22 protein-coding genes are annotated in these 20,979 nt (G+C 55.2%); 13 read left to right on the forward strand and 9 right to left on the reverse strand.

What is annotated here, in order from left to right:
• Positions 1–2 precede the first annotated feature (2 nt).
• From DPEP_RS07025 to DPEP_RS07070, 10 genes are all read left to right on the forward strand, one after another.
• Positions 3–686 (forward strand): response regulator, encoded by a 684-nt coding sequence (locus DPEP_RS07025; protein WP_005660817.1) that lies wholly within the window; start codon positions 3–5, stop codon positions 684–686.
• Between the two features lie 203 nt (positions 687–889).
• Complete coding sequence (locus DPEP_RS07030; RefSeq protein WP_005660818.1) at positions 890–2,524, forward strand: dipeptidase; 1,635 nt, start codon at positions 890–892, stop codon at positions 2,522–2,524.
• A gap of 230 nt (positions 2,525–2,754) precedes the next feature.
• A complete protein-coding gene (locus DPEP_RS07035; RefSeq protein ID WP_005660819.1) occupies positions 2,755–3,309 on the forward strand; it encodes a DUF6305 family protein in 555 nt (184 codons plus the stop codon).
• A gap of 66 nt (positions 3,310–3,375) precedes the next feature.
• A complete protein-coding gene (locus DPEP_RS07040; protein ID WP_005660820.1) occupies positions 3,376–4,707 on the forward strand; it encodes a hypothetical protein in 1,332 nt (443 codons plus the stop codon).
• A gap of 4 nt (positions 4,708–4,711) precedes the next feature.
• On the forward strand, positions 4,712–4,882 hold the full coding sequence (locus DPEP_RS13440) for a hypothetical protein (RefSeq protein WP_005660822.1): 171 nt from the start codon (positions 4,712–4,714) through the stop codon (positions 4,880–4,882).
• Positions 4,883–4,896: 14 nt separating this feature from the next.
• Positions 4,897–6,063, forward strand: coding sequence for a hypothetical protein (locus tag DPEP_RS07050; RefSeq protein ID WP_005660823.1), 1,167 nt, complete (start codon positions 4,897–4,899; stop codon positions 6,061–6,063).
• 148 nt (positions 6,064–6,211) lie between these two features.
• Entirely contained in the window at positions 6,212–6,520 is a 309-nt protein-coding gene (locus tag DPEP_RS13080) for a helix-turn-helix domain-containing protein (protein WP_005660825.1), read from the forward strand.
• Complete coding sequence (locus tag DPEP_RS07060; protein ID WP_005660826.1) at positions 6,517–6,921, forward strand: cytidine deaminase; 405 nt, start codon at positions 6,517–6,519, stop codon at positions 6,919–6,921. The genes DPEP_RS13080 and DPEP_RS07060 overlap by 4 nt, the downstream gene beginning before the upstream one ends.
• On the forward strand, positions 6,905–7,861 hold the full coding sequence (locus DPEP_RS07065; RefSeq protein ID WP_005660828.1) for an MBL fold metallo-hydrolase: 957 nt from the start codon (positions 6,905–6,907) through the stop codon (positions 7,859–7,861). Before DPEP_RS07060 ends, DPEP_RS07065 begins: the two co-directional genes overlap by 17 nt.
• Before the next feature lie 88 nt (positions 7,862–7,949).
• Positions 7,950–8,279, forward strand: a complete 330-nt coding sequence (locus DPEP_RS07070) for a NifB/NifX family molybdenum-iron cluster-binding protein (protein WP_005660829.1) — start codon at positions 7,950–7,952, stop codon at positions 8,277–8,279.
• 61 nt (positions 8,280–8,340) lie between these two features.
• Here DPEP_RS07070 and DPEP_RS07075 read toward each other — a convergent pair whose 3' ends face one another.
• The 4 genes from DPEP_RS07075 to DPEP_RS07090 form a co-directional block, all read right to left on the reverse strand.
• Positions 8,341–9,201 (reverse strand): ATP-binding protein, encoded by an 861-nt coding sequence (locus tag DPEP_RS07075; protein WP_005660830.1) that lies wholly within the window; start codon positions 9,199–9,201, stop codon positions 8,341–8,343.
• On the reverse strand, positions 9,198–10,043 hold the full coding sequence (locus DPEP_RS07080) for an ATP-binding protein (RefSeq protein ID WP_005660832.1): 846 nt from the start codon (positions 10,041–10,043) through the stop codon (positions 9,198–9,200). The genes DPEP_RS07075 and DPEP_RS07080 overlap by 4 nt, the downstream gene beginning before the upstream one ends.
• Position 10,044: 1 nt before the next feature.
• Positions 10,045–10,395, reverse strand: coding sequence for a NifB/NifX family molybdenum-iron cluster-binding protein (locus DPEP_RS07085; protein ID WP_005660834.1), 351 nt, complete (start codon positions 10,393–10,395; stop codon positions 10,045–10,047).
• Between the two features lie 80 nt (positions 10,396–10,475).
• The gene (locus tag DPEP_RS07090; RefSeq protein WP_005660835.1) at positions 10,476–11,018 is read right to left on the reverse strand and encodes a Fur family transcriptional regulator; all 543 of its coding nucleotides are present in this window, start codon (positions 11,016–11,018) and stop codon (positions 10,476–10,478) included.
• A gap of 154 nt (positions 11,019–11,172) precedes the next feature.
• Here DPEP_RS07090 and mnmL point away from each other — a divergent pair, with 154 nt between their 5' ends.
• The 3 genes from mnmL (at position 11,173) to DPEP_RS07105 (ending at position 15,309) form a co-directional block, all read left to right on the forward strand.
• On the forward strand, positions 11,173–12,072 hold the full coding sequence (mnmL, locus tag DPEP_RS07095; protein ID WP_005660837.1) for a tRNA modification radical SAM protein MnmL/YtqA: 900 nt from the start codon (positions 11,173–11,175) through the stop codon (positions 12,070–12,072).
• A 99-nt stretch (positions 12,073–12,171) separates the two neighbouring features.
• Positions 12,172–14,124: a TcaA NTF2-like domain-containing protein gene (locus DPEP_RS07100; protein ID WP_005660838.1), complete on the forward strand. Its 1,953-nt coding sequence runs from the start codon at positions 12,172–12,174 to the stop codon at positions 14,122–14,124.
• A gap of 9 nt (positions 14,125–14,133) precedes the next feature.
• Positions 14,134–15,309: a coiled-coil domain-containing protein gene (locus DPEP_RS07105; protein ID WP_005660839.1), complete on the forward strand. Its 1,176-nt coding sequence runs from the start codon at positions 14,134–14,136 to the stop codon at positions 15,307–15,309.
• Positions 15,310–15,357: 48 nt separating this feature from the next.
• Here DPEP_RS07105 and citF read toward each other — a convergent pair whose 3' ends face one another.
• The 5 genes from citF to DPEP_RS07130 all read right to left on the reverse strand — a co-directional run bounded on the left by citF (position 15,358) and on the right by DPEP_RS07130 (position 20,887).
• A complete protein-coding gene (citF, locus tag DPEP_RS07110) occupies positions 15,358–16,920 on the reverse strand; it encodes a citrate lyase subunit alpha (RefSeq protein ID WP_005660841.1) in 1,563 nt (520 codons plus the stop codon).
• Positions 16,917–17,816: an HpcH/HpaI aldolase/citrate lyase family protein gene (locus tag DPEP_RS07115; protein WP_005660842.1), complete on the reverse strand. Its 900-nt coding sequence runs from the start codon at positions 17,814–17,816 to the stop codon at positions 16,917–16,919. The genes citF and DPEP_RS07115 overlap by 4 nt, the downstream gene beginning before the upstream one ends.
• A complete protein-coding gene (locus DPEP_RS07120) occupies positions 17,817–19,307 on the reverse strand; it encodes a tripartite tricarboxylate transporter permease (protein ID WP_005660844.1) in 1,491 nt (496 codons plus the stop codon).
• 14 nt (positions 19,308–19,321) lie between these two features.
• Positions 19,322–19,792: a tripartite tricarboxylate transporter TctB family protein gene (locus DPEP_RS07125; RefSeq protein WP_005660846.1), complete on the reverse strand. Its 471-nt coding sequence runs from the start codon at positions 19,790–19,792 to the stop codon at positions 19,322–19,324.
• A 117-nt stretch (positions 19,793–19,909) separates the two neighbouring features.
• Positions 19,910–20,887 carry a Bug family tripartite tricarboxylate transporter substrate binding protein gene (locus DPEP_RS07130; RefSeq protein WP_005660848.1) on the reverse strand — a complete coding sequence of 326 codons (978 nt, stop codon included), beginning with the start codon at positions 20,885–20,887 and terminating at the stop codon, positions 19,910–19,912.
• Positions 20,888–20,979 lie beyond the last annotated feature (92 nt).

Below are 20,979 nucleotides of genomic sequence, written 5' to 3' on the forward strand. Positions count from 1 at the left end.
ACATGGATTATATAGATGTCCTGGTAGTAGAGGACGATCCTATGGTAGCCGATATACATCAAAACTACGTCAACTCGGTGGATGGATTCCGAGTGGTTGGAATGGTGGACAACGGACTCAAGGCCCTGGACTTTCTCCGAAAAAGGCCGGTCCGTCTGGTTATACTGGATATATTTCTTCCTGGGTTGGATGGCCTGGGAGCCCTCGAGAGGATAAGGGAGAGTGGTAGTAACGTAGATGTCATCATAATCTCTGCTTCCAGGGACAAGGCTACTGTGAACAAAACTCTTCAGGCCGGCGCTTTCGACTATATAGTCAAGCCCTTCGCCTTCGATAGAATGAAGGCGGCCCTTCAGGCCTTTCGCCAGGTGGTCCATCGATTGACCGAGGGGCCCAACCAGGTGGACCAGCAGGACATAGACAATCTTCTGTTGGCGCGAAACAAGAAAAACATTCAGACCGTTCTGCCCAAGGGATTGAATCCCAACGTCCTGGAGAAGGTGGAGGCTCTGCTGACCAAGGTTGACAAGCCCCTTTCGTCTGTGGAGACCGCCGAGGCCATCGGGGTCTCCAGGATAACGGCCAGAAGATACCTTGAGTATCTGGTCGCCTCCGATAAGGCGGTGATGGAGAGGGAGTATCAGGAGGTAGGGAGGCCTATAAACAAGTACGAGCTGATCCGATAGAGGTATTTCAAGGGCGTTTTTTCCATGAACAAAATAGTACAATTTCGGCCATAAATTTTTATTATTCTGTCCTTCCTCGCGCCTTTCCCTTACAATGAGTGGTAAGTCCAATGACATCCTATTTTGGACGGTGCGGAGGGGTGTCGAGATCGAGACGTACCGGAGACATCTCGGTATGTAGTGTGCGAGGAGGGTGTTTTTTTATGAAGAAAGCTTTGGTAAAAAGCCTGCTTCTTGGTTTGGCCGGTACCTTTATGGCCTCCGCGGCCCTGGCCTGTACTCCTATCGGAGCAGGTCGTAACGCCACCGTGGACGGTTCGGTAATTACCAGCCATACCTGCGACGGATGGTATGACAACAGGATTCAGATAATCCCTGGACAGACCTTCGAGGACGGTGCCACCACCCCGGTCTATCAGGACGTCTGCCACGGGACTCAGCCCACCAGGCCTCTCAAGAAGGTCCTGGACATTCCCCAGGTCGAGAAGACCTATACCTATTTTCACATAGGCTATCCTTTCATGAACGAGCATCAGCTCGTTTTCGGCGAGGATACCTGGAGCGGCCGTGACGAGCTCTACGCCAAGGACGGCGCCTTCTGGATCGAGACTCTCGAGATCTTCGGACTTCAGAGGGCCAAGACCGCCAGAGAGGCGATCAAGGTCATGGGCGAGCTGGCCGAGGAATACGGCTACGGCGACGGAGGAGAGACCCTTATCATCGCTGACACCAAGGAGCTCTGGGTATTCGACATCTGCGGTCCCGGAATGCTCTGGAACAAGGACAGCGGCAAGCCCGGTGCCATCTGGGCCGCCCGCAGGGTTCCGGACGATCACGTGGTCGTCTGCTCCAATCGTTCCCGTATCGGCGTCATCGACTTCGAGGACAAGGAAAACTTCATGTATTCCTCCAACGTCACCGACCTGGCCAAGGAAATGGGTTGGTGGAAACCCGGCACTCCCTTCAACTTCTCCGAGGTCTACAACCCCAACCCCTACGGATCGGATCATTATCAGTCCATCCGCGAGTGGAGGGCCTTCAGCCTTCTGGCTCCCTCGAAGAACTTCGAGCTGACCTCCCAGAAGAGCCACTATCCCTTCTCTGTGAAGCCCGACAAGAAGGTTGCGGTTAAGGATATCATGGCCATATTCAGGGATCACCTTGAGGGAACCGACTACGACCTCACCAAGGGCATGGCTGCCGGACCTTTCGGCAACCCCCATCGTTGGCCCACCCCCAAGGACGTCCGTCCCGAGGGCAAAAAGGATAAGGACTGGCCCAGAGCCATCTCCATGTTCCGCTGCTCGTACAGCTTCGTATCCCAGAGCCGCGAGTGGCTTCCCGATCCCGTCGGAGGAGTGCTGTGGTTCGGACAGGACGCTCCTGACACCACGATATATGTGCCTATCTACTGCGGCGTGACCAAGGTTCCCGCCGGATGGAGCGAGGGCAAACGCCACGAGTTCGATCCCAACTCCGCCTGGTGGGCGTTCAACTTCGTCAACAACTGGGCTCAGCTTCGCTGGGATTCTATGATCAAGGACGTCAACGCCGAACAGCAGAAGTGGGAGAAAGAGTTCTTCATGCAGCAGAACGCCGTAGAAAAGGAAGCCGTCGACCTCTACAAGAAGGATCCCAAGAAGGCCGTCGCCTACCTCACCGATTACACTTATGGCAACATGGAGAAGGTCCAGAACGCCATGTGGGGCCTTGCTTGGAAGCTGGTCGGAAAGTATCAGGACGGCTACATCATGACCCCAGAGGGAAAACAGCAGTCCGTGGGGTACCCCACTTGGTGGCTTGAGGCCGTCGGTTTCGGCGAGGATTTCAAGGACTGATACTCGGTAACGTCGCGGGGATCGTCGGATGATCTCGGTCCCCGCTTAGATCCGACGTCCCCCCTCACTGCCTGATTTTGTTCGGGGAAGATGGCCAAATTGAACCAAATGAGGCAATAAAGAGGACATAAGTGTACTTTTTCTTGCGCTCTCCGCTCCGTCCACTATACTTTACAGCGATGTACAACGTTGATGTCGAAGAGATACAATTTAGGGAGGTTGTGTTGACAATGAGAAAAACGTTTGTAGCCTTTTTGTTCGTCGCTCTGACCGTCGTTTTCGCCTCGGTCGCCTTTGCCGCGGATAAGCCAGTTATCGAAGATCCCCTGATAGTCACCACCTGCGGCCAGAGCCCCGGTGCCGTGATGGTGAAGATGTCCAGCATGCAGGCCGGTTTCAAGGCGGAGCATAACAATAACCTTACCGCCGCCGACATTAAGGGCAAGGGGTACAAGACCCTTATCGTCACCAGCGGTACCAGTATGAAGGGCATGGGTGCCGCCGGAACCAACGTAGATAAGGAGATCGCTCGGGTTCAGGAACTCATGGAGGCCGCTAAGGCCGAGGGTATGTTGGTCATAGGAGCCCACGTCGAGGGGATGGCCCGTAGGACCGACCAGTCCGACCAGGCGTCTATAGACGCGGTTCTCTCCAATGCCGACGTCGTTCTCGCAACGGTCGACAGCGATAGCGATGGTTACTTTACCAAATACGCCGAGGAGCATAATATCCCGATTATCAAGGTGAAGGACGCTCTCGGAATCGGACAGGGTCTGAAGAATTAGAGGAGTCTCCGTACGGGGCCTTTGCGGGCCCCTTTATTTTTGGAAGAGGAAAGGACGTAGCCGAGAATGACCATGTTCCATCACTCCATCGGAGTCCTGATAGTCATCGCGGTCGTCTTCGCTCTGGCGAAGAGGATGAAGGTGACCACCGAGCTCTCGATGTTCCTTGCCGCCCTTTTTGGAGCCCTGGCTCACATGATCCTGCCCAAAGGGGTGGACCCCCGTTCCGCCATTACCGTGACGGAGCTCCTGCGTCACGTCGTCGAAGGTGCTTTTACCTACTACGACGTATGTCTTATCTTCATGAGCGCCACATTCTTCATGGCCCTTTTCAAAGAGGCCGGAGGCGTGGCTTTCATAGTCCGCAAGATAGTCCGTTCTTTCGCCGGGCATCGTTTCGTCTGTTTGCTTCTGCTGACCGTCGTCATGCTAATCCCCGGTGCCATCACGGGGTCCGGTGCCACCACGGTCCTCACCGTCGGAGCCTTGGTGGGCTCTGTCCTGGCCGCCATGGGAGTTCCGGAGACCAGAAGGGTCGCCTTGGTCTTTATGCTGGCGGCCATGAGCGCGGCGGCGCCTCCGATCAACCTGTGGGCCATGATGGCCGCCGCCGGTGCCAACATGCCCTACGTGGGATTTGCCAAGCCTCTGTTGATACTGTCGGTGGCGGGAGCACTTTTCTCCACCTTCTATCTCGCTGGCAAGGGAGATCCGGTCGACACGGAAAAGGCCCTTTCCGGACTGCCGGAGGCTCCCGAGGGATGGAACTGGTTCAAGGCAGCCCTTCCCTTTCTGACGCTGGCCGCCTTGGTGTTGGCCGGCAGGATATGGCCCTACACCTTCCCCATCGTGGGATTGCCCCTTATCTTCATGATCTGTGCCGCCGTTACGATAATCCTCAGTCCTGTTAAACTCAGAATCCTCGACGTAGCGACCGATACGGTCAAGAACCTTCTCGGTTTGGTAGGCATCATGGTGGTCGTCGGTTCTCTCATACAGGTGATGGCTCTCAGCGGAGCAAGAGGATTGATATCCCTGGCGGTGGTAACCCTGCCCATGACCGTGCTTTTTGCGACTCTGTGGATAATTCTTCCTCTTTCCGAAGGGCTGGTCCAGTATGCTGTAGCACCCCTGATAGGGGTTCCTCTGATAATGCTCTTCAACATGAAGGGACTCGATCCGATAGTGTCCCTCTCCGCCTGGGCAGTCATGTGGCCTTTGGGAGACTGCCTACCTCCGACAGCGGTAGTGGGAAGAGCTACCGTAATGGAGATGGATTACAAGGGAAGGTACTTCGCCGATTTTGTAAAGGCCTGCATAGTCCCGTCCCTCTTCGTAGCTTTGCTGTGTACCCTCTTCTTGATATACAGCAAGAAACTGGCTTTCCTGGGAGGTTAGATCGATGAGTCTCGTTACCCTCAACAACGGCGTGATGGCCCTTTACTACGCCATCAGCGTGTTTTTCCTGGTGGCAGTGATAAGAAACTTCGTAAAGACCAGGAGTCCCCAGGAGGCGATTCTCTACAGCATCATAATGATGCCCTTCGTCCTCCGGATTCTTCGGCTTAAATAAGGGAAGTGGACGGAATGAGCAATTTGAAGACAGTCAAGCTTGCCGCCGTTATAGCGGCCGGTGCTCTGGTGGCCCTCTCTGGGTCCATGTTCAGAGAGCATCGTCTTTTCAAGGAGCCTACCGTTGCGGGGCCCGGGGTCACGGAGGTAAAGAAACTCGGCGATTTCAGCCCGGTAGTTGCCGACACGGTGAACGATTGCAACGTGTACATACTGGACAGCGGGGTTCCGGGGGGAACTGCCTTCCTCATAGGTGGTACCCATCCGGAGGAGCCAGCCAGCAACATGGCCGCTCAGGTGTTCGTAGAGAACGCGGTGGTGGAGCAGGGACGACTCATAGTGGTTACCAGGGCCAACACCAGCGCATCTCAGATCACCAGAAACGGCGAGGCCTATCCTCGTTTCTACAGCGTCAAGACACCCTGGGGTACAAAAACCTGGCGGATGGGGGATCGTTGCAGCAACGCACTGGACTCCTGGCCCGATCCCGAGGTCTACGTCCACTATCCCAGCGGTCAGAATCTGGCCTACATGGACATAAGAAACCTCAATAGGACCTGGCCCGGTCGCCCAGATGGTCTGATCACAGAACGGACCAACTTCGCTATGATGGAGCTGATCCGTAACGAGAACGTCGATTTGGTCATGGACTATCACGAGGCTGAACTGGAGTATCCCGTGGAGAACACCATAGTTACCCACGAAAAGGGACAGGCGGTGGCAGCCATGACTTCTATGATGCTTAGCGCCGGTGTGTTTCCTGTTCCGATCGGTATGGAGTTCTCCCCAGCCGCCCTTCACGGGCTTTCCCACAGGGAGATCGGGGATCACAGCCAGGCCATGTCTCTGCTGGCCGAGGTGGCGGAGCCCATGCTGGACCGAATCAGAGGCATAACCGACGAGGAGCTTCTTATGACCGGTAGGGATCGTTTCGTCATGAAGGCTGGAGAGCACAAGCTCCTCTACGCTCCCATCGACGAGAACGGCTGGCATATCGACGTAAGGGTCGGCCGTCACGTTACGACCTTTATGACCATGCTTCAGGTCTTCAACCAGACGAACCCCGATAGAGCCGTAGTAATCTCCGGCATTCCCTCCTATCAGGATGTCGTTGACAAGGGCGTCGGAGCTTTTTACCATGATCCTGAGGCAGCTCCGGGAGATAAGGTCTTTTACGATTAATTCAGGATAGGGTAGAATTTTTAAGAGGTGCGACGTTACTCCGTCGTGCCTCTTTCTGTTTTCGGTAGTCTTTTTTTGTCTGTCGCTGTCGATATTGCTATAATCGGTCGTATATTGAACGCGTCGTCTTTCAAGGAGGTGTCCTTATTTGAGCGAGATAATGACCATAGAGGAACTGGCTAAATATCTTAAGATCTCCAAATCGAGTATGTATAAACTCTGCCAGGAGGGTAAGGTCCCGGGCCACAAGGTGGGACGACACTGGCGCTTTCAGAGGGAGATCATAGATCGTTGGCTTGCTGAGCAATCGGCGTACCCTCGATTGGGATCGGTGTCCATGAAGGAACTTCGAGCGATAGTGGACAGAGCCATAAGCATGAGAGACAGAGGAGATCCTCTTGAGGACGATATCCTGGGCAGGATAGTGGACGACGTGGTCGGAGGGGATGAACGATGAGCCCCGTTTCTGTGGACTGGCCCCGTCTGGCGAAAGCGGCCTCCGAGGCCTCGACTAGATCTTGGTCCCCATACAGCGGTTTTCCCGTGGGTGCGGCCATATTGATGACCGATGGGGAGATTATGTCCGGCTGTAACGTGGAGAACTCCTCTTTCGGACTGACCAACTGTGCCGAACGTACCGCCGTATTCTCCGCCGTGGTCTCCGGCTATCGTAAAGGGGACTTCGTGGCCTTGGCGGTATTTACCCCGGGAGATAAGGCCAATTCCCCCTGTGGTGCCTGTCGTCAGGTCCTCGCCGAGTTCTTCGATCCGTCATCGGAGGTTCGTGCCTTCTGCGACGGATCGGACGAGTTGCGGTGGACGGTGGAAGGACTGTTGCCCGATGGCTTCTCCCTTTAAAAAGATCACGAAGGAATATTCTAACGTCTCCCATGTGGATAGTCTGTCGATAACGATCCTGGCGGAGGATACAGTCCTATATGAATCGCCCTTTCTCGGACAGCACGGAATTTCCCTTTACGTGGAGACCTTGAGAGAGGGAGTGGTACGTAAGGTCTTGGTGGACGTAGGACAGAGTCCTCTGGCTTTGGTAAACAACATGGAGGAACTGTCGATAGATCTGGACGATCTGGATGCGGTGGTGCTGACCCATTGTCATTACGACCACACGAGAGGAATAGCTCAGCTTCTGGCCGCCTCTTCCTCCAGCGGAATCCCAGTGATCGCTCATCCCAGCATATTCAGGCCCCATTTCGTCGTCGACCCCGAATGGAGAGACATAGGTATGTCCGAGGAGGATTCTGCGGAGCGCATAGAGGCCTCCGGAGGCAAACTGGTCCTCACATCCGATCCTATGGAGATATTCCCCGGACTCTATGTCTCCGGAGAGGTCCCCAGGTTGAACGAGGTGGAGCTTCCACCGACGGGGCTGCGCACCTCCAGAGGAGGCATGGCGGTACCCGATCGTATGGACGACGATATATCTCTCTATGCACTGGTTGAAGGCGGTGGGATGACCGTGCTTACCGGCTGTGCCCACGCCGGTATAATAAACATACTGGATATGGGAGCGGCCCTTTTCCCCGGCGAATCACTGTGCGGCATAGTGGGAGGACTCCACCTCATAGAGGCCGAGCCGGATCGGATAGAGTGGACCGCCAAGACTCTGGCCGAGAGATCTCCCAGCTGGGTCGGGGCGGGGCACTGTACTGGTTTCGGAGGTCAGATGGCTCTGGCGGCCACATTGGAGGGTAAGTTCTTCCCCCTCAGAACCGGCATCTCCATACACGTCGATTCGGACGGAATGGAGATGGATTCGATAGTTTCGATCCTCTTTTAGCCTTACAGAAGTTAGAGTTTGCTACTCGACGAGAGAGGTCTCTGTGCTACAATGATAAGGAATTTTGATATCAATAGGAGGTCTTCTTATGTACGCTGTTGCAGCTCAGGGAAAAGGTTCGGAAGCCTTAGTGGCCGATCGTTTCGGGCGAGCCGCTTATTTTGCTATATTTGACGAAAACGGAGTTTATCTCAAGTCCCTCAGAAACGATACATCGTCAGTGGCTCACGGTGCTGGCGCCCAGGCCGTCGCTATGGTCGCATCCGAGGGTGCCAAAATCGTCATAGGGCCCCAGTTTGGTCCCAACGCTGAATCAGCCATGAGGGCCGGTGGAATGACCGCCTTTTCCGCCTCCGGGGTCTCCGCCTCCGAGGCGGTAAGGCTGTGTATCGCCGGGGAGCTCAAGAGGTCGGTGTAGAGCTTTCTTTTTCAGGAAAACAAAAGAGGGTCGAACCTTTTTTCAGGTTCGACCCTCTTCGTTATTTCGTCAGCTCCGTTATGCCGGACCAGATTTTCTGTATCGCAGGGGTCATCGGCTCTAAGGGTATCTCGGCGGAAGCCACCGCTTCGGGGATTTCCTTGGAGAAGGGGATCTCTCCCAGTATTGGGATACCTGTTTCCATGCAGACCTCTCTGACCCTGGGAGCTAAGGAGGTCACGTCCCATTTATTCAGTACGACCGCTGTAGGTACGTCCAGTTTAGTGGCTATCTGATGTAGTCGGAGCAGGTCGTGTATGCCCGACTCGGTCGGTTCAGTGACCGCCACCGCCAGAGAGGCTCCAGTCAGAGCAGCTATGGCCGGGCAGGCTATGCCGGGAGGTCCGTCCACCAAGACGAAGGGGCGTCCCTCTTTTTTCGCCGTTTCCTCCGCCGCTTTTTTGACGGTGGTGACCAGCATTCCGCTGTTCTCCCCTCCGGGATATAGCCTAGCATAGACCAGTTTGCCCTTTCCCGTATCGGCCTTGTACCAATTCCCCTGTCGTCTTGGAACCATGGATATAGCCTGGACAGGACATACCATGGTGCAGCCTGCGCAGCCCTCGCATTTGCCCTGCCTTATGCGGGCCTTGCCGTCCACCATGGCCACTGCGTCGAAACGACAGAAATCACGACATTTTCCGCATCCTATGCAGGTCTCTTCGTCCACCTCGGCGCCGTCCATACCCATGAAGGGGATTTCCTCCTGTTCCTTGGGAGGGATCAACAGCCACAGGTCCGGTGCGTCGACGTCGGCGTCACAGAGCACGATCCCTTCCTGAGAGGCAAGAGAGGCCAGAGCGGCTGTTACCGAAGTTTTTCCGGTGCCACCTTTGCCGCTTACTATGACTATCTCTTTCATAGTCTCGCCTCCTTTTTGACCGAATCCCAGAGGTGGTCCATCTGCTCTCTCCAGAGGGACGATCCTCTGTAAGGCGACTCGCCTAGCCCGTAGACCTGAGCTACCTGTCTGGAAAAGGGGATCCTGGCGAGGACCGGTACGTCGTGGCGACGACAGATCTCCTCGGGATCGCTCCCGCCTAGATCGCTGCGGTTTACCACGACACCTGCCGGACGTCTTAGATCTGACACTACCTCGAGGGCGAGCTTAAGGTCAGCCATCCCGAAAGGAGTTCCCTCCGTGACCAGCAACACATAGTCCGCCTGCTCGGTTGCCTCGACCATGGAACAAGCTGTACCTGGGGGGGAGTCCACTATTATGAGATCTCCCTCTTCCTTGGCCGTATCTATTACGGATTTTATGACCGGTACCGGGTTGGGACATCCCACGTCGAGTCTACCTTCCAAAAAGGTAAGTTCTTCTGCTTGATCCCTGGAGACCTTGCCTATGATATGAGACCCTTCGGTTATCGCCCCATGAGGGCATACCATGGAACAAACGCCGCAACCATGGCATAGTCCTTCGTTCAGTCTGGGCATGAGATCACCGAACTGCACCAGGGCGTTGAACCGGCATTCCTTGGCGCATAGACCGCATCTCTTGCACAGCTTTTCGTCGAAAACGGGCATGGGAAGGGACACAGAGTATATCTCCTTCGGAGCCATTCCCAAAAGCTTGCCTAGATTGGGCTCCTCGACGTCGGCGTCCACCGCCACGACTTGCCCAGCGGCCAAGGCCAAGGAAGAGGCGATGCAACTCTTGCCGGTTCCTCCCTTCCCGCTGGCTACTGCCAATACGGTCATATCAGTGGTCGCAATCTCCGTGATCGTGAGAGCAGAGAGATCCGGTTCCCTTCAGTTCACCGTCGATGAGTTTGGCTATGGCCTGATCTATCGGGCCGGTTACGCCGGTGATAACCTGAATTCCCTGGGATACAAGAATCTCCGACGCTCTGCTGCCCAGTCCTCCCGAGACGAGTACATCCGTACCGTTTTCCTTGAGCCACCTCGGAAGCACCCCGGGCTCGTGTTTGGGCGGCGTTTCCGTCTCCCTTTTTCCCTGAACTCCGTCCTTGATTTCTACGAATACGAACTCCGGTGCGTGGCCGAAATGAGGGCATATGAGCCCATTTTCAACTGGAAAAGCTATCTTCATGGCGTCCATTCCTCCTCGAAAAAAAATCCTGCTTATGATATTGATTATCATAAGCAGGATACGTCCATTCGGATCATATGTCAATCTTCCTTATATCCCCGTCTCCTTCGGCATCTCCGTCCCATTCCCCGTCCTCGACCGGGAGGAAGGTCTTCTAATGAGACGCCCTTGCTGCGGCAATCGTCGCATATGCCGCATATCTTGAAGGCCTGAGGTAGAAGGGTGAATTCGTCGCATAGAGTCAGTTCTCTTATGGAGTCGACCAGGTCCTTCTCGTTCGGTATGGAGATCGATTTACCGCAGTTTCGGCAGAAGGCGTGTATGGTGATATCTCCCTGGTTGAGGGTGACCCTGTTGAATCCCTCCCCCTGGTCTATAAGGCTTATAAATCCCAGTTTGGACAGCACCTCCACCGTTCTGTATATGGTGGCCATCCCTATGGAAGGATCCAGCTCCTGGACCGACGTAAGTATCTCCTGCATTCCCGGAGCGATGTCCTCTTTCTCTATCCGCTCCAGCACCGTAGCCACTATGAGATCCCTCTGTCGGGTCATGCGAAAGCCGCTTTCCTTGATGGCGGCCATTATCTCTTCTTTTTTCGTCTTGAATCTTTCCTCGTTCATATGAGTCCCCCCGAAGCTCTGCTTTTCCCACTAGATTACCACCCTTTGAGCTTCAGGTCTACCGCCCTATGGCATTGACGTCAATGTTGGAACTTATGCCCCATATGAGCGTATAATATTTCTTCGTTCTTTATAAAAACTCGGAGGTGATCTTTTGCTGTATAGAAAATGGTCCGCCGATCTGAGACGCAGATTTGGGTACCGTGTCCAGAAGATAAGCCTGGACATAGGTTCCGGTTGCCCCAATAGGAACGGTCTAGGGGAGGGGGGCTGTGTCTTCTGTGATTCGTCCGGGGGAGGTAACGGGGCCTGGATGAGAGGAGAAAGTCTTGAGCTTCAGGTTCGAAAGGGCATGAAATCGGCCGTAGAGCACTACAAGGCTAAAGGCTGTATCCTTTATTTTCAAAGCTATTCATCCACCTACGGTCCTCTGGATAGACTTAAAGAGGCGATCGAAAAAGCCCGAGTCGAGGCCTCTCGTCATCTTCCGGTTTGGGGGTTGGCCGTGGGAACGAGGCCAGATCTCGTCTCGGGCGAGGTCGTTTCCTATCTTTCCTCTCTCTGTAGATCGGACTTTGAGGTTTGGTTGGAGCTGGGGGTGCAGACCACAGACGAGGACGGCCTGAAATGGCTGAGAAGAGGGCACGATCTGACCTGTGTCGAAGATACTCTGGACAGGTGTCTCGGAGAATCTTTTTCAGTGTCGGCACACCTGATAGCAGGCATTCCCGGTGAACGGGAGGATCAGCTTCTCCGTTCGGCCAGGTGGCTTTTGGACCGTGGTATCACCGGCCTCAAGTTCCATCCTCTCTACGTTCTGAGGGATACACCCTTGGAGGATCTTTATATGAACGGACTGTTCGAGCCCCTATCCATGGATCGATACGTCTCGAAGGTCGCCGAAGTTCTGGCCCTGGAGGGCAGTCGCTTCGTGGTTCAGAGGCTCACCGCCGACGTATGGGGCGGACGTCTGGTGGCCCCCTCCTGGTTGGCCGATAAGAACGGAGTTATGGCGGCCATAGACGAGAAGGTGAGGTCGAGGCTTGGGGTATAGCGCCTCTATGTGTCATAATCTTAGAACCTGGGGTTTCCTCCCCTTATCGCGGTGGAGATGTTCGGGGCCGAATAAACTCAAAACGAGGAGGTCAACCCGATGAGAATGCGCAAGTTTTTGTCGTTTTTAACCCTTTCCCTGGTGGTAACCGCGCTTTGCGGGATATCCTACGGAGTGGATATGTCGGATTTTATCGAGGATTATTACGGTGCTCTGGAGAGGTCCGTCTCGGACGGCAATCCGGACTATCTCTCTCCGTTTCTGAACATGGATACCGATTACGGCAGAGAGACCCTGTCCTGGATCGTTAGACTCAACCGAATGGATGCGACCGTTCGATTCGATAGGTTATCGGTGGGACAGGTCGTAGAGAAAGACGGAGAGACGAGGCTTCCAGTCGAGGACGTCATGACCATCACCTATCCGGACGAGAGAACCAAGACCTTCTCCTACCGAAGGGTTTACGGTCTGGTAAATGGAAAAATCGCGGACGAAAGATCCAGCTTCGACAGGATTTTTCCCGTTCTGGAGGGGAAAGGTGCGGAAAAACAGGTCCCTCTTACCCAATCCGGCAAGTCTGAGAGTCGGAAGGAGGCCGTCATTCCCGAGTCGGCCATGCCTGAGAACTTTCTCCCCGCTTCCGAGGAGGACCAGGCATCCTTTTTCATTCGTTGGAACGCCCCGATAGGGCTTTTCAAGGAACTGGCAGGCAGCGCCGTTTCCGAGAAGGAGATGAACGAGATAGCCGATAATATGCCTCCGGTCGCCGAGGGAGCGATGGTTCTCACTGTGAAGTCCGACGAGATCGCCTCTATCTACGGTGCCTTCAGGTCCCTGGAGGATGTGGATCCATCCGACGCCATGAGGTTGACCGTGTCCCGTATGGCCGACGACGAGGAGGTGCTTCTTAAGCCATTCGACGAAGAGCTGGGGAAGGAGCTCATCCCTCTTTCCATAGTGGAGTTCCCCGACGACGACGATATGCCCAGGCTCTACTCCGCCTTATGGAAGCAGGACAGGAAGACGGTGCTGATAGCCCTTTCCGGCAAAGGTCTTAAGGAAATGATAGACGTTGCCTCGGGATATGGAAAAAACGTCGACGCAAGCTGTCGTTTCGAGGGATCTCCTCAGATCCTGATGAAGGCCTTCGTTTCCAACGAGCTGCTTCGGTCCGAGATGGACGATGAAATGGTTCTTTACGGTAAGGCCCCTCTGGATTTCGAGGTGGCTTTGCTGGGAGGAACGGAGGAGATCTCTCTCAAATGGTTCACCAACGCCATGGACCTCTTCGTCGATCCCACCGTCGGAGGAGCCCTTCTTCCTACAGGTAAAGGCGTTCCTTTGCTGGGAGATCGGATCCTCGGTTTCCTATCGGCACGATTGGCCAGGATCGATAGGGACAGACTGTTTGCAGCACTCGGTAGCAGCCTTTCCTCCGGAGACATGGAGGAGTTCGACAGAGGAATGGAGCAGCTTTACGAGGTGACGGGACTCAAGGTGGGGGACCTGCTCGATCTTCTGGGTGGTCGGATCTCCCTGATACTTGGGGCCAGGAGCAGAAGTCCCATAGGGGACGTGCCGGGGTTGTTCCTCCTGATGGAGCCTGAGAAATCCGACGTGCTGGTCAAGGTAGCGGAGGCCCTGCCAAGGATATACGCAATGGTCCCCCCCGTCGGCCTGAAAGAGCTGGATTTAGATGGCTGGAACAGGGCCTACGGTATGAACGGCATGGCCAGCGCGACGGTTGCGGTGGGAGATAAACGGTTGGTTCTCGGAGCGGTGGACTACGAGAAGATAGGTCTTCCCGGAAAGATACCTACCGTTCTGGCTCCGATTCTGGACGAGGATAATCTGGCGGTAATGGCGATCTCCGTCGCCGATCTTCGTGAGGCGGTCAAGGATATAGTGGACGCCAACGGTATTTTCCTCCAGGACGACGAAGTCCGAGAAGGGGTCGATGCCTTCATGGAAGGTTCCTCCCATATATCGTCCTTGGTCATGAGGTTGTCCTCCAGGCAGGAGGGCAGTATTTCGGTGAAGTTGATCAAATAGAGGGATTGGATGACATCCCGTCTTTGCGCGTTTTTAGCCTCTTTGTTGTTGATCTGTTCCCCTGCCTACGGATGGGACCTGAACTTGCCCTCTCTGTCCCTTCCGTCCTGGATTACGGGGTCCGACTCGGACAGTTTTTCCTCTCTGTGGGACGATGCGATGGGAGAGTTGGACGATGCTCTGGGGCGTCTCGACGAGGCCGAATACCTTCCGGATGAACGGCTGATCGGGAACGACAGATCGAAAAACGACAGAAAGATCGACTCCGTACTGGAGGATGTAGTGGAGATATTGGGCGACTCGGAGGCTGCCAACCTTCGGGCGGAGATAACGACTCTGAGAGAGAGGATCTCCTCTCGTAGGGCCAAGTTGGCGTCGCTTCAGGAGCGCAGAGTCTCCGCCCCTTCCGAGGGAGGGCTTCTCAACCGAGGCAAGGACGATCTGGACGAGGCTATAGAGTCGGAGACGGAGGCCATGGTATCCGACGAAAGAACCTTGGCCTCCCTGGAGGATGCCTTCGTGTCTGCGATGAAAAAATCCGGGTTGAACGGATCGGACGAGAGCATCCGTGGAATGCTGGCAGGGGTCACCGCCGACGATATAGTGGCCATGCAGGGGGTCTACCTCAACGTCAGGTTATTTGCGGATAATTTGACCGAGCTGATGGAGAGCGCATCGGACGATATCTCCGTGGCCAAGAGGTACTACGGCATCTATGCCCTGCTGATTCGAACCTGTCTGGTCATGAACGAGAGATTCGTGGAGAAGATAGAGAACCGCTATATCCCGGAGCTGAACGACATGGAGAGTTCCGCCGAAGGCCTTGCCGCGGAGATGGAAGCTCAGATGGACGATCCGTCTCTTACCTCCTCTCAGAGGGCTCTCTTGAGGAGCAACCTCGACTCTACCGCCATGACCCTCAGGGCAATAGAGGCATACAGGGAATATCTGGAGGAGCAGAGGGATTTTGCCTTGAAAAACGTGGATGCCTTCGGAAGGGATTACGGAGTGGCCTACAACGCCTACAGAACCATGAGGCTTGCCAGAGGACTGCTGGATCTGGTCAAGGCCAACAGGAAGGATTTTGACGCTCTGGCCTCTTTGGAGATTCCCGACGTGGTGGTTTTCTCAAACGATAGACTGAAGAAGGAGTTTATCGCCATCACTGAAGGACTGAAGAACTGAAAAATGCCCCTGCTCGAGCAGGGGCATTTTTTCGTTTCCTCGATCGGATCAGCGGACCTTTCTTATAGAGTCCACTATAGTTCCGTCTCTGTATTCGACCACTCCTACGATTTCGTCGTCGAACTCCACAGGATCGGGAACACCGGTCATCTTCTCTATCTCGGCCTTGAGCCGACTTATGTCCTTCACAGGAAGGCCGGCGTCTTTGGCGAGCTTCGCCAGATCCTCCCTTCGGGGATTTATGCAGATTCCCCTCTCTGTTACTATGGCGTCCACCGTCTCTCCCGGGGTTACCACCGTCTGTACCTGATCCCTTATGGACGGTACTCCCTCCCTTATGGAAGGTATGGTTATTATCGAGAGCTTCGACCCCGCCGCTGTGTCGGAATGCCCTCCCGATGCGCCTCTGAGTATCCCGTCGTGGCCGGTCAGTACGTCGACGTTGAAATCCACGTCCACGTCCAGAGCCGCCAGAACCACCACGTCCAGGTCGTTCACGACGCAGTTTCTAAAGGGGTTGGCGTACCAGGAAGCGTCTATCTCCACGTGGTTGGGGTGTCCCGCCACCGACTCGGTGACGGCTGCGTCGAAGCTCTGTACGTCGAAAAGCGCTCTGAAAAGCCCCTCGCCGAGCATGTCCGCCATGTAGCCGGTGATACCCCCAATACCGAAGCCTCCCTGGACGGAGCTCTCCCTCATGTAGTCCCTGACGTACTTGGCCACGGCGAGACTGGCTCCTCCCGCTCCCACCTGGAAGGAGCATCCGTCCACCAGAAGCCCGGAGGCCCTGATCAGGTCGAAGGCGTTCTCAGCTATCCTCAGGTTGACCGGGTTCTTGGATATTCTGGCAGGACCGGAGGCTATCCTGGATGCGTCACCTAGAGAGTCGATCAGTACTATCTGGTCCACCAGATACTGGGGAATCGATATGTGGTGGGGTAGAGGAGCCTCCACGAGGTTGTCCGTGACAGCTATGACGTGTCCGGCGTTTCTAGCGTCTATCTGGGCGTAGCCCAGGGTTCCGCAGGCGGACTTACCGGTGGAGCCCGTCATGTTGCCCATGGTGTCGCAGGTGGGAGCACCGAGAAACGCCACGTTCACCGAGATGCGCCCTTCTTCGATAGCCCTGGCTCTCCCTCCGTGACTGTGTATCATCACGGGAATCTCCATCTCGCTTCGGGATATCATCCTGCCTATCTCGCCTCTTACACCGGAGGTGTGTATCCTGGCTATGGTTCCCCGTCGGACCGCATCGGCCACTATCTCGTGTGCGTCGGTCAGGGAACTGGGAGCCAGGGTCAGTCCCTTTATTCCCAGTTCCTCGATGGCCTTTATGATCGTCGGAAGTACCGCGTCGCCGTTTCTGAGGTGATGGTGGAATGATATAGTCATACCGTCCTGAAGTCCAGATCTCTTAATTGCCTCGGCGAGGTTTGAGGCCAGCTTGCGGTCTCCGAAAGCTCCTATCTTTTTGGTCCTAGCCTCAGGGGACCAGAGATAGGATCCGTTCAGTCTGGCGAAAGCCCCGTCGAAAGGGGCCAGATCTCCAAGCCCTGGGATGGAACGGGGGATCTTTCTCCCTATTGAATTCACGATCGTGTCCAGCTTCAAAGCGATACCTCCATCCCGGAGAGCTTGGCCAGCTCGATGGTTCTGTTGGCTTGAGCCACCACCGGAGCGTCCACCATCTTACCGTCCACCGCGATGACTCCCAGTCCCTTCGCCTCGGCGTCTTTAGCTGCCTTGACTACCCTTATCGCCTTAATAAGTTTCTTTTCGTTCGGTCTATAGGCCCTGTGTATCGTCCCTATTTGAGACGGATGTATGGCTGCCTTGCCGGAGAATCCCAGTTGTACAGCCAGACGGCATTCGGCCTCCAGCCCTTCCTGATCGTTTACGTCTGTGAATACCGTGTCCAAAGCCTCCTTGCCCGCCGCTTTCGCAGCCAGTATGACGTGGCTTCTGGCGTAGAGCAGTTCGGTCCCCTCTCTGGATCGGGCTATCCCCAGGTCAGCCGCCAGGTCCTGCCCTCCCAGGGTAAGGGCCGTGACCCTGGGAGATGACGTCGCGATGGAGTAGGCGTTGATGAGGGCCAAGGCGGTCTCAAGCATGGCGTGGATCTCTATCGATCCCACCGGTATATCGTTTCCCCTCTCCAGCTCGGAGATTATGCGGTCCGCCTCGACGATGTCCTCAGGGGATTCTGTCTTCGGTAGCCTTATGCTGTCCGGTTTGGCAGGAACTATGGCCTTAAGATCGTCCTCGAAAAATCGGGTGTCTCTGCCGTTTATCCTGACGACCTTTTCCACTCCGTCGAAGGGAAGATCCACAAGGGCCTGGGAGACCAGATGTCTGGCCGCGTCCTTTTCGGTAACGGCGACGGCGTCCTCCAGATCAAGCAGTACCCCGTCGGCCCCGTATACGCTGCAGTTCTGTACCATAGCCGGATTGTTGCCCGGTACGTAGAGAAGAGAGCGACGAGGTCTTCTTCTCGCTGTCTTCGTCATCTATTCAGTCGCCACCTTTCGCCTTTTGTAGAGAGCGTAGCAGAAGGATATGGCAGCCATAGAGAGCAATACGGCGGATATGGGCTTCTCTACGAAAATAGCCAGGTCGCTGTTGGCTATGGTCATGGCGTTCCTGAAATACTGTTCCGTCGAGCTTCCAAGTATCAGAGCCAGAACCAGAGGCGGTATAGGAATTCCCAGTTTACTGAACATATAGCCGCCCAGGGCGAACACGGTCACCAGGATGAAGTCGAAGGCGCTGTAGTTGAGGAAATAGGCTCCCATAAATCCCATACCCAGGATGAGAGGAAGCATGATTCTCTGAGGTATCCTGAGAAGCTGGACCAGCGGGATGGCCAGAGGCAGGTTTATAACCAGCAGAGCTATGTTCCCGACGATCAGAGAGGCTATGACTCCCCAGGCTATCTCTGGGTACTGGGCGAAGAGGATAGGCCCGGGGCGAACTCCCAATAGCATCAGGGCTCCCAGCATAACCGCAGTCGTTCCCGATCCAGGGATACCCAGTGTTAGCAGGGGAACCATGGCTCCGCAGGAGCAGGAGTTATTGGCCGCCTCGGGAGCGGCTAGTCCCTCGATGGCGCCTTTGCCGAACCTTTCGGGAGTCTTGCTGAGCGATTTCTCCATGGCATAGGACATGAAGGTGGCTATAGTTCCTCCCATTCCGGGGAGTACCCCGATGAAGAAGCCCAGAGGCGAGTTCCTGAGCATGGGTATGAGGCATTTCTTGAAGTCTGCCCAGGATACCCACACCTTGCCTATGGTCTTGGAATCTATCTTATGCTGTACGTTTACGTCCTTTATGTTCTTGAATACCTCACATACGGCGTAGAGGCCTATCATAACTACCAGGAAATCCACTCCGTCCTGAAGAGGTTCAACTCCGAGGGTGAAGCGATTGATCCCCGTCTGGGGGTCTATCCCTATGGTGGATATCATGAAACCTATGGCCACGGCGATAAATCCCTTGAGGATACTGCCCTCCGAGAGGGTGACCGTGGCGGTCAGGGCGAACATGAGCAGTGAGAACATCTCCACCGGACCGAACTTGAAGGCGTAGCTGGCGATGGGGCCCGTCAGGAACACCAGCAGGATCATTCCGATGGTTCCTCCGATGAAAGAGGCTATGGCGGATATGGCGAGGGCCGATCCGGCCTGGCCGTTTTTCGTCATCGGGTATCCGTCGAAACAGCTGACTATGGCGGAGGCGTCCCCGGGGGTATTGATCATTATGGAGGCCCTGGAACCTCCGAACATTGCACCGTAGTAGACGGCGCACATAGTTATCAGGGCGGTGGTGGGGTTCATTCCGTATGTTATAGGTATCAGTATGGCTACCCCGGTGGCGGGGCCCAATCCCGGCAGCATTCCCATTATGGTGCCGAGAAATCCTCCGATGAAGACCCACAGTACGTTGGTCGCAGTGAGAGCCGTTTGGAATCCTAGAGCCAAGTTTGCGAAAACAGCGTCCATTCATATCACCTCTTCTAGAAGGGCAGGAAGCTCAGCAGCCCTCTGGGGAGGCTCAGCTTCAGGGCTATGGAGAACACTCCGTAACACACGCAGGAAAAGGAAACGGCTATGATTGCGTTCTGAACGAACCGTCCTTTGTTCAGGATCGATCCCACCAGAACCATGAAGAGGATCGTCCCTATTACGTAGCCCAGATAATCCAGGGTCTCTCCGTAGAGTATCCCCAGGATTATGATGGCGAATATCTTGATCCATATGGGTCTTTCCGTCACGAAGCCGAAGGAAAACGGCTCCCTCTCCTTCTTCCGTAGTTCCGACAGGGTCAGCAAACCTCCGCATATCACGGCGGCAGTGCCTATTATGTAGGGAAAAAGCCTTGGTCCTATCTCGTCCCCCGCCTTCACCTCCGGAATCAGGGCGGCCCCGTAGATATAGGCTAAGCCCAGGACGACGGAGAGAAGTCCGGAGATCATATTTTTCGTCATTTCACTTACCTCCTGTTATTTGGATGGGCCAAAGTCAAGATTTATAGAGGGGGGGGTGGAAGAGAAGGACGGGGTGAACCTTAACCCCGTCCTTTTCGGTTGTGTCTGTGGTTCGGTCTACTTGATGAGTCCGACCCTCTTGAGAGTTGACTGGAAGTTTTCGGTCTGGTCCGCAAGGGATGCGGCGAACTCCGCGGGGTTCTGATAGAAGGGGGCCCACTCCAGTTTCTCGAGCTGCTCTTTCCAGGTGGGGGTCTCTATCATCTTTTCGATGGTTCCCTGCCAGTAGGCGATCTGCTCCTCGCTCAATCCGGGAGCGGCGATGATACCTCTCCAGTGGGGGAATATCATATCGACTCCCTGTTCCACCCAGGGTTTTACGTTCGGGAGGGACTCGAGACGTTCCTTGGAGCTTATGCCGATTATCCTCAGGTTGTCGGCCTTGTGCTGCTCCATTACCTCGGCCAGACCGATAGTGATGGCCTTGACGTGGCCGCCCATGAGAGCGGGAATCTGCTCAGCGGCGGTCTTGGGATAGACGACGAACTTGATCTTCTGGGGATCTACGCCGTATTTCTGTGCCAGCATCAGGAAGGATATGTGGTCGTCGTTTCCGAGAGCCGGTCCAACCCCTATGACCATACCGTCCGGATCGGCGTCGATGGCCTCGAAAAGCTCTTTGCCGTTGGTCCAGGGAGCGTCTTTGGCCACAGCTACGGCGATCCACTCGGCCTGAAGGTTTGCGAGGACGGTGAAGTCCTTGTAGGAGAGAGGGCTCTTTCCGAACAGGTTGTTCAGTATGAGAAGGGTGGAGGTTGCCGCTATGTACTCGCCCTTGCCTTCCTTGCCCTTGAGGTAGTTCCATCCGGTAGCTCCGCCTCCACCGGGTTTGTTGGTGACGAGCACGGGACGATCGACCAGTTTTTCCTCTTTAAGGGTCTTCTGTATGGTGCGGCATAGCAGGTCCCAACCACCTCCGGGACCGGCCGGTGCGATGAGCTCGATAGGTCTCTTGGGAGACCAGTCGGCCAGGGCCGCGCCGGAAGAGGCTACGACCAACAGAGTTGCGCAGAACAATACGAAAAGTTTTTTCATGAAGCGTTTCCTCCCTTCGATTTTGGACGGACTTTGTTACCCCTCTTGTGAAGCTCTTTACCGTTCTCTTCCTACCCGCTCCTCAAACAAAT

The organism is Dethiosulfovibrio peptidovorans DSM 11002, from assembly GCF_000172975.1.
GTDB classification, from domain to species: Bacteria; Synergistota; Synergistia; order Synergistales; family Dethiosulfovibrionaceae; genus Dethiosulfovibrio; species Dethiosulfovibrio peptidovorans.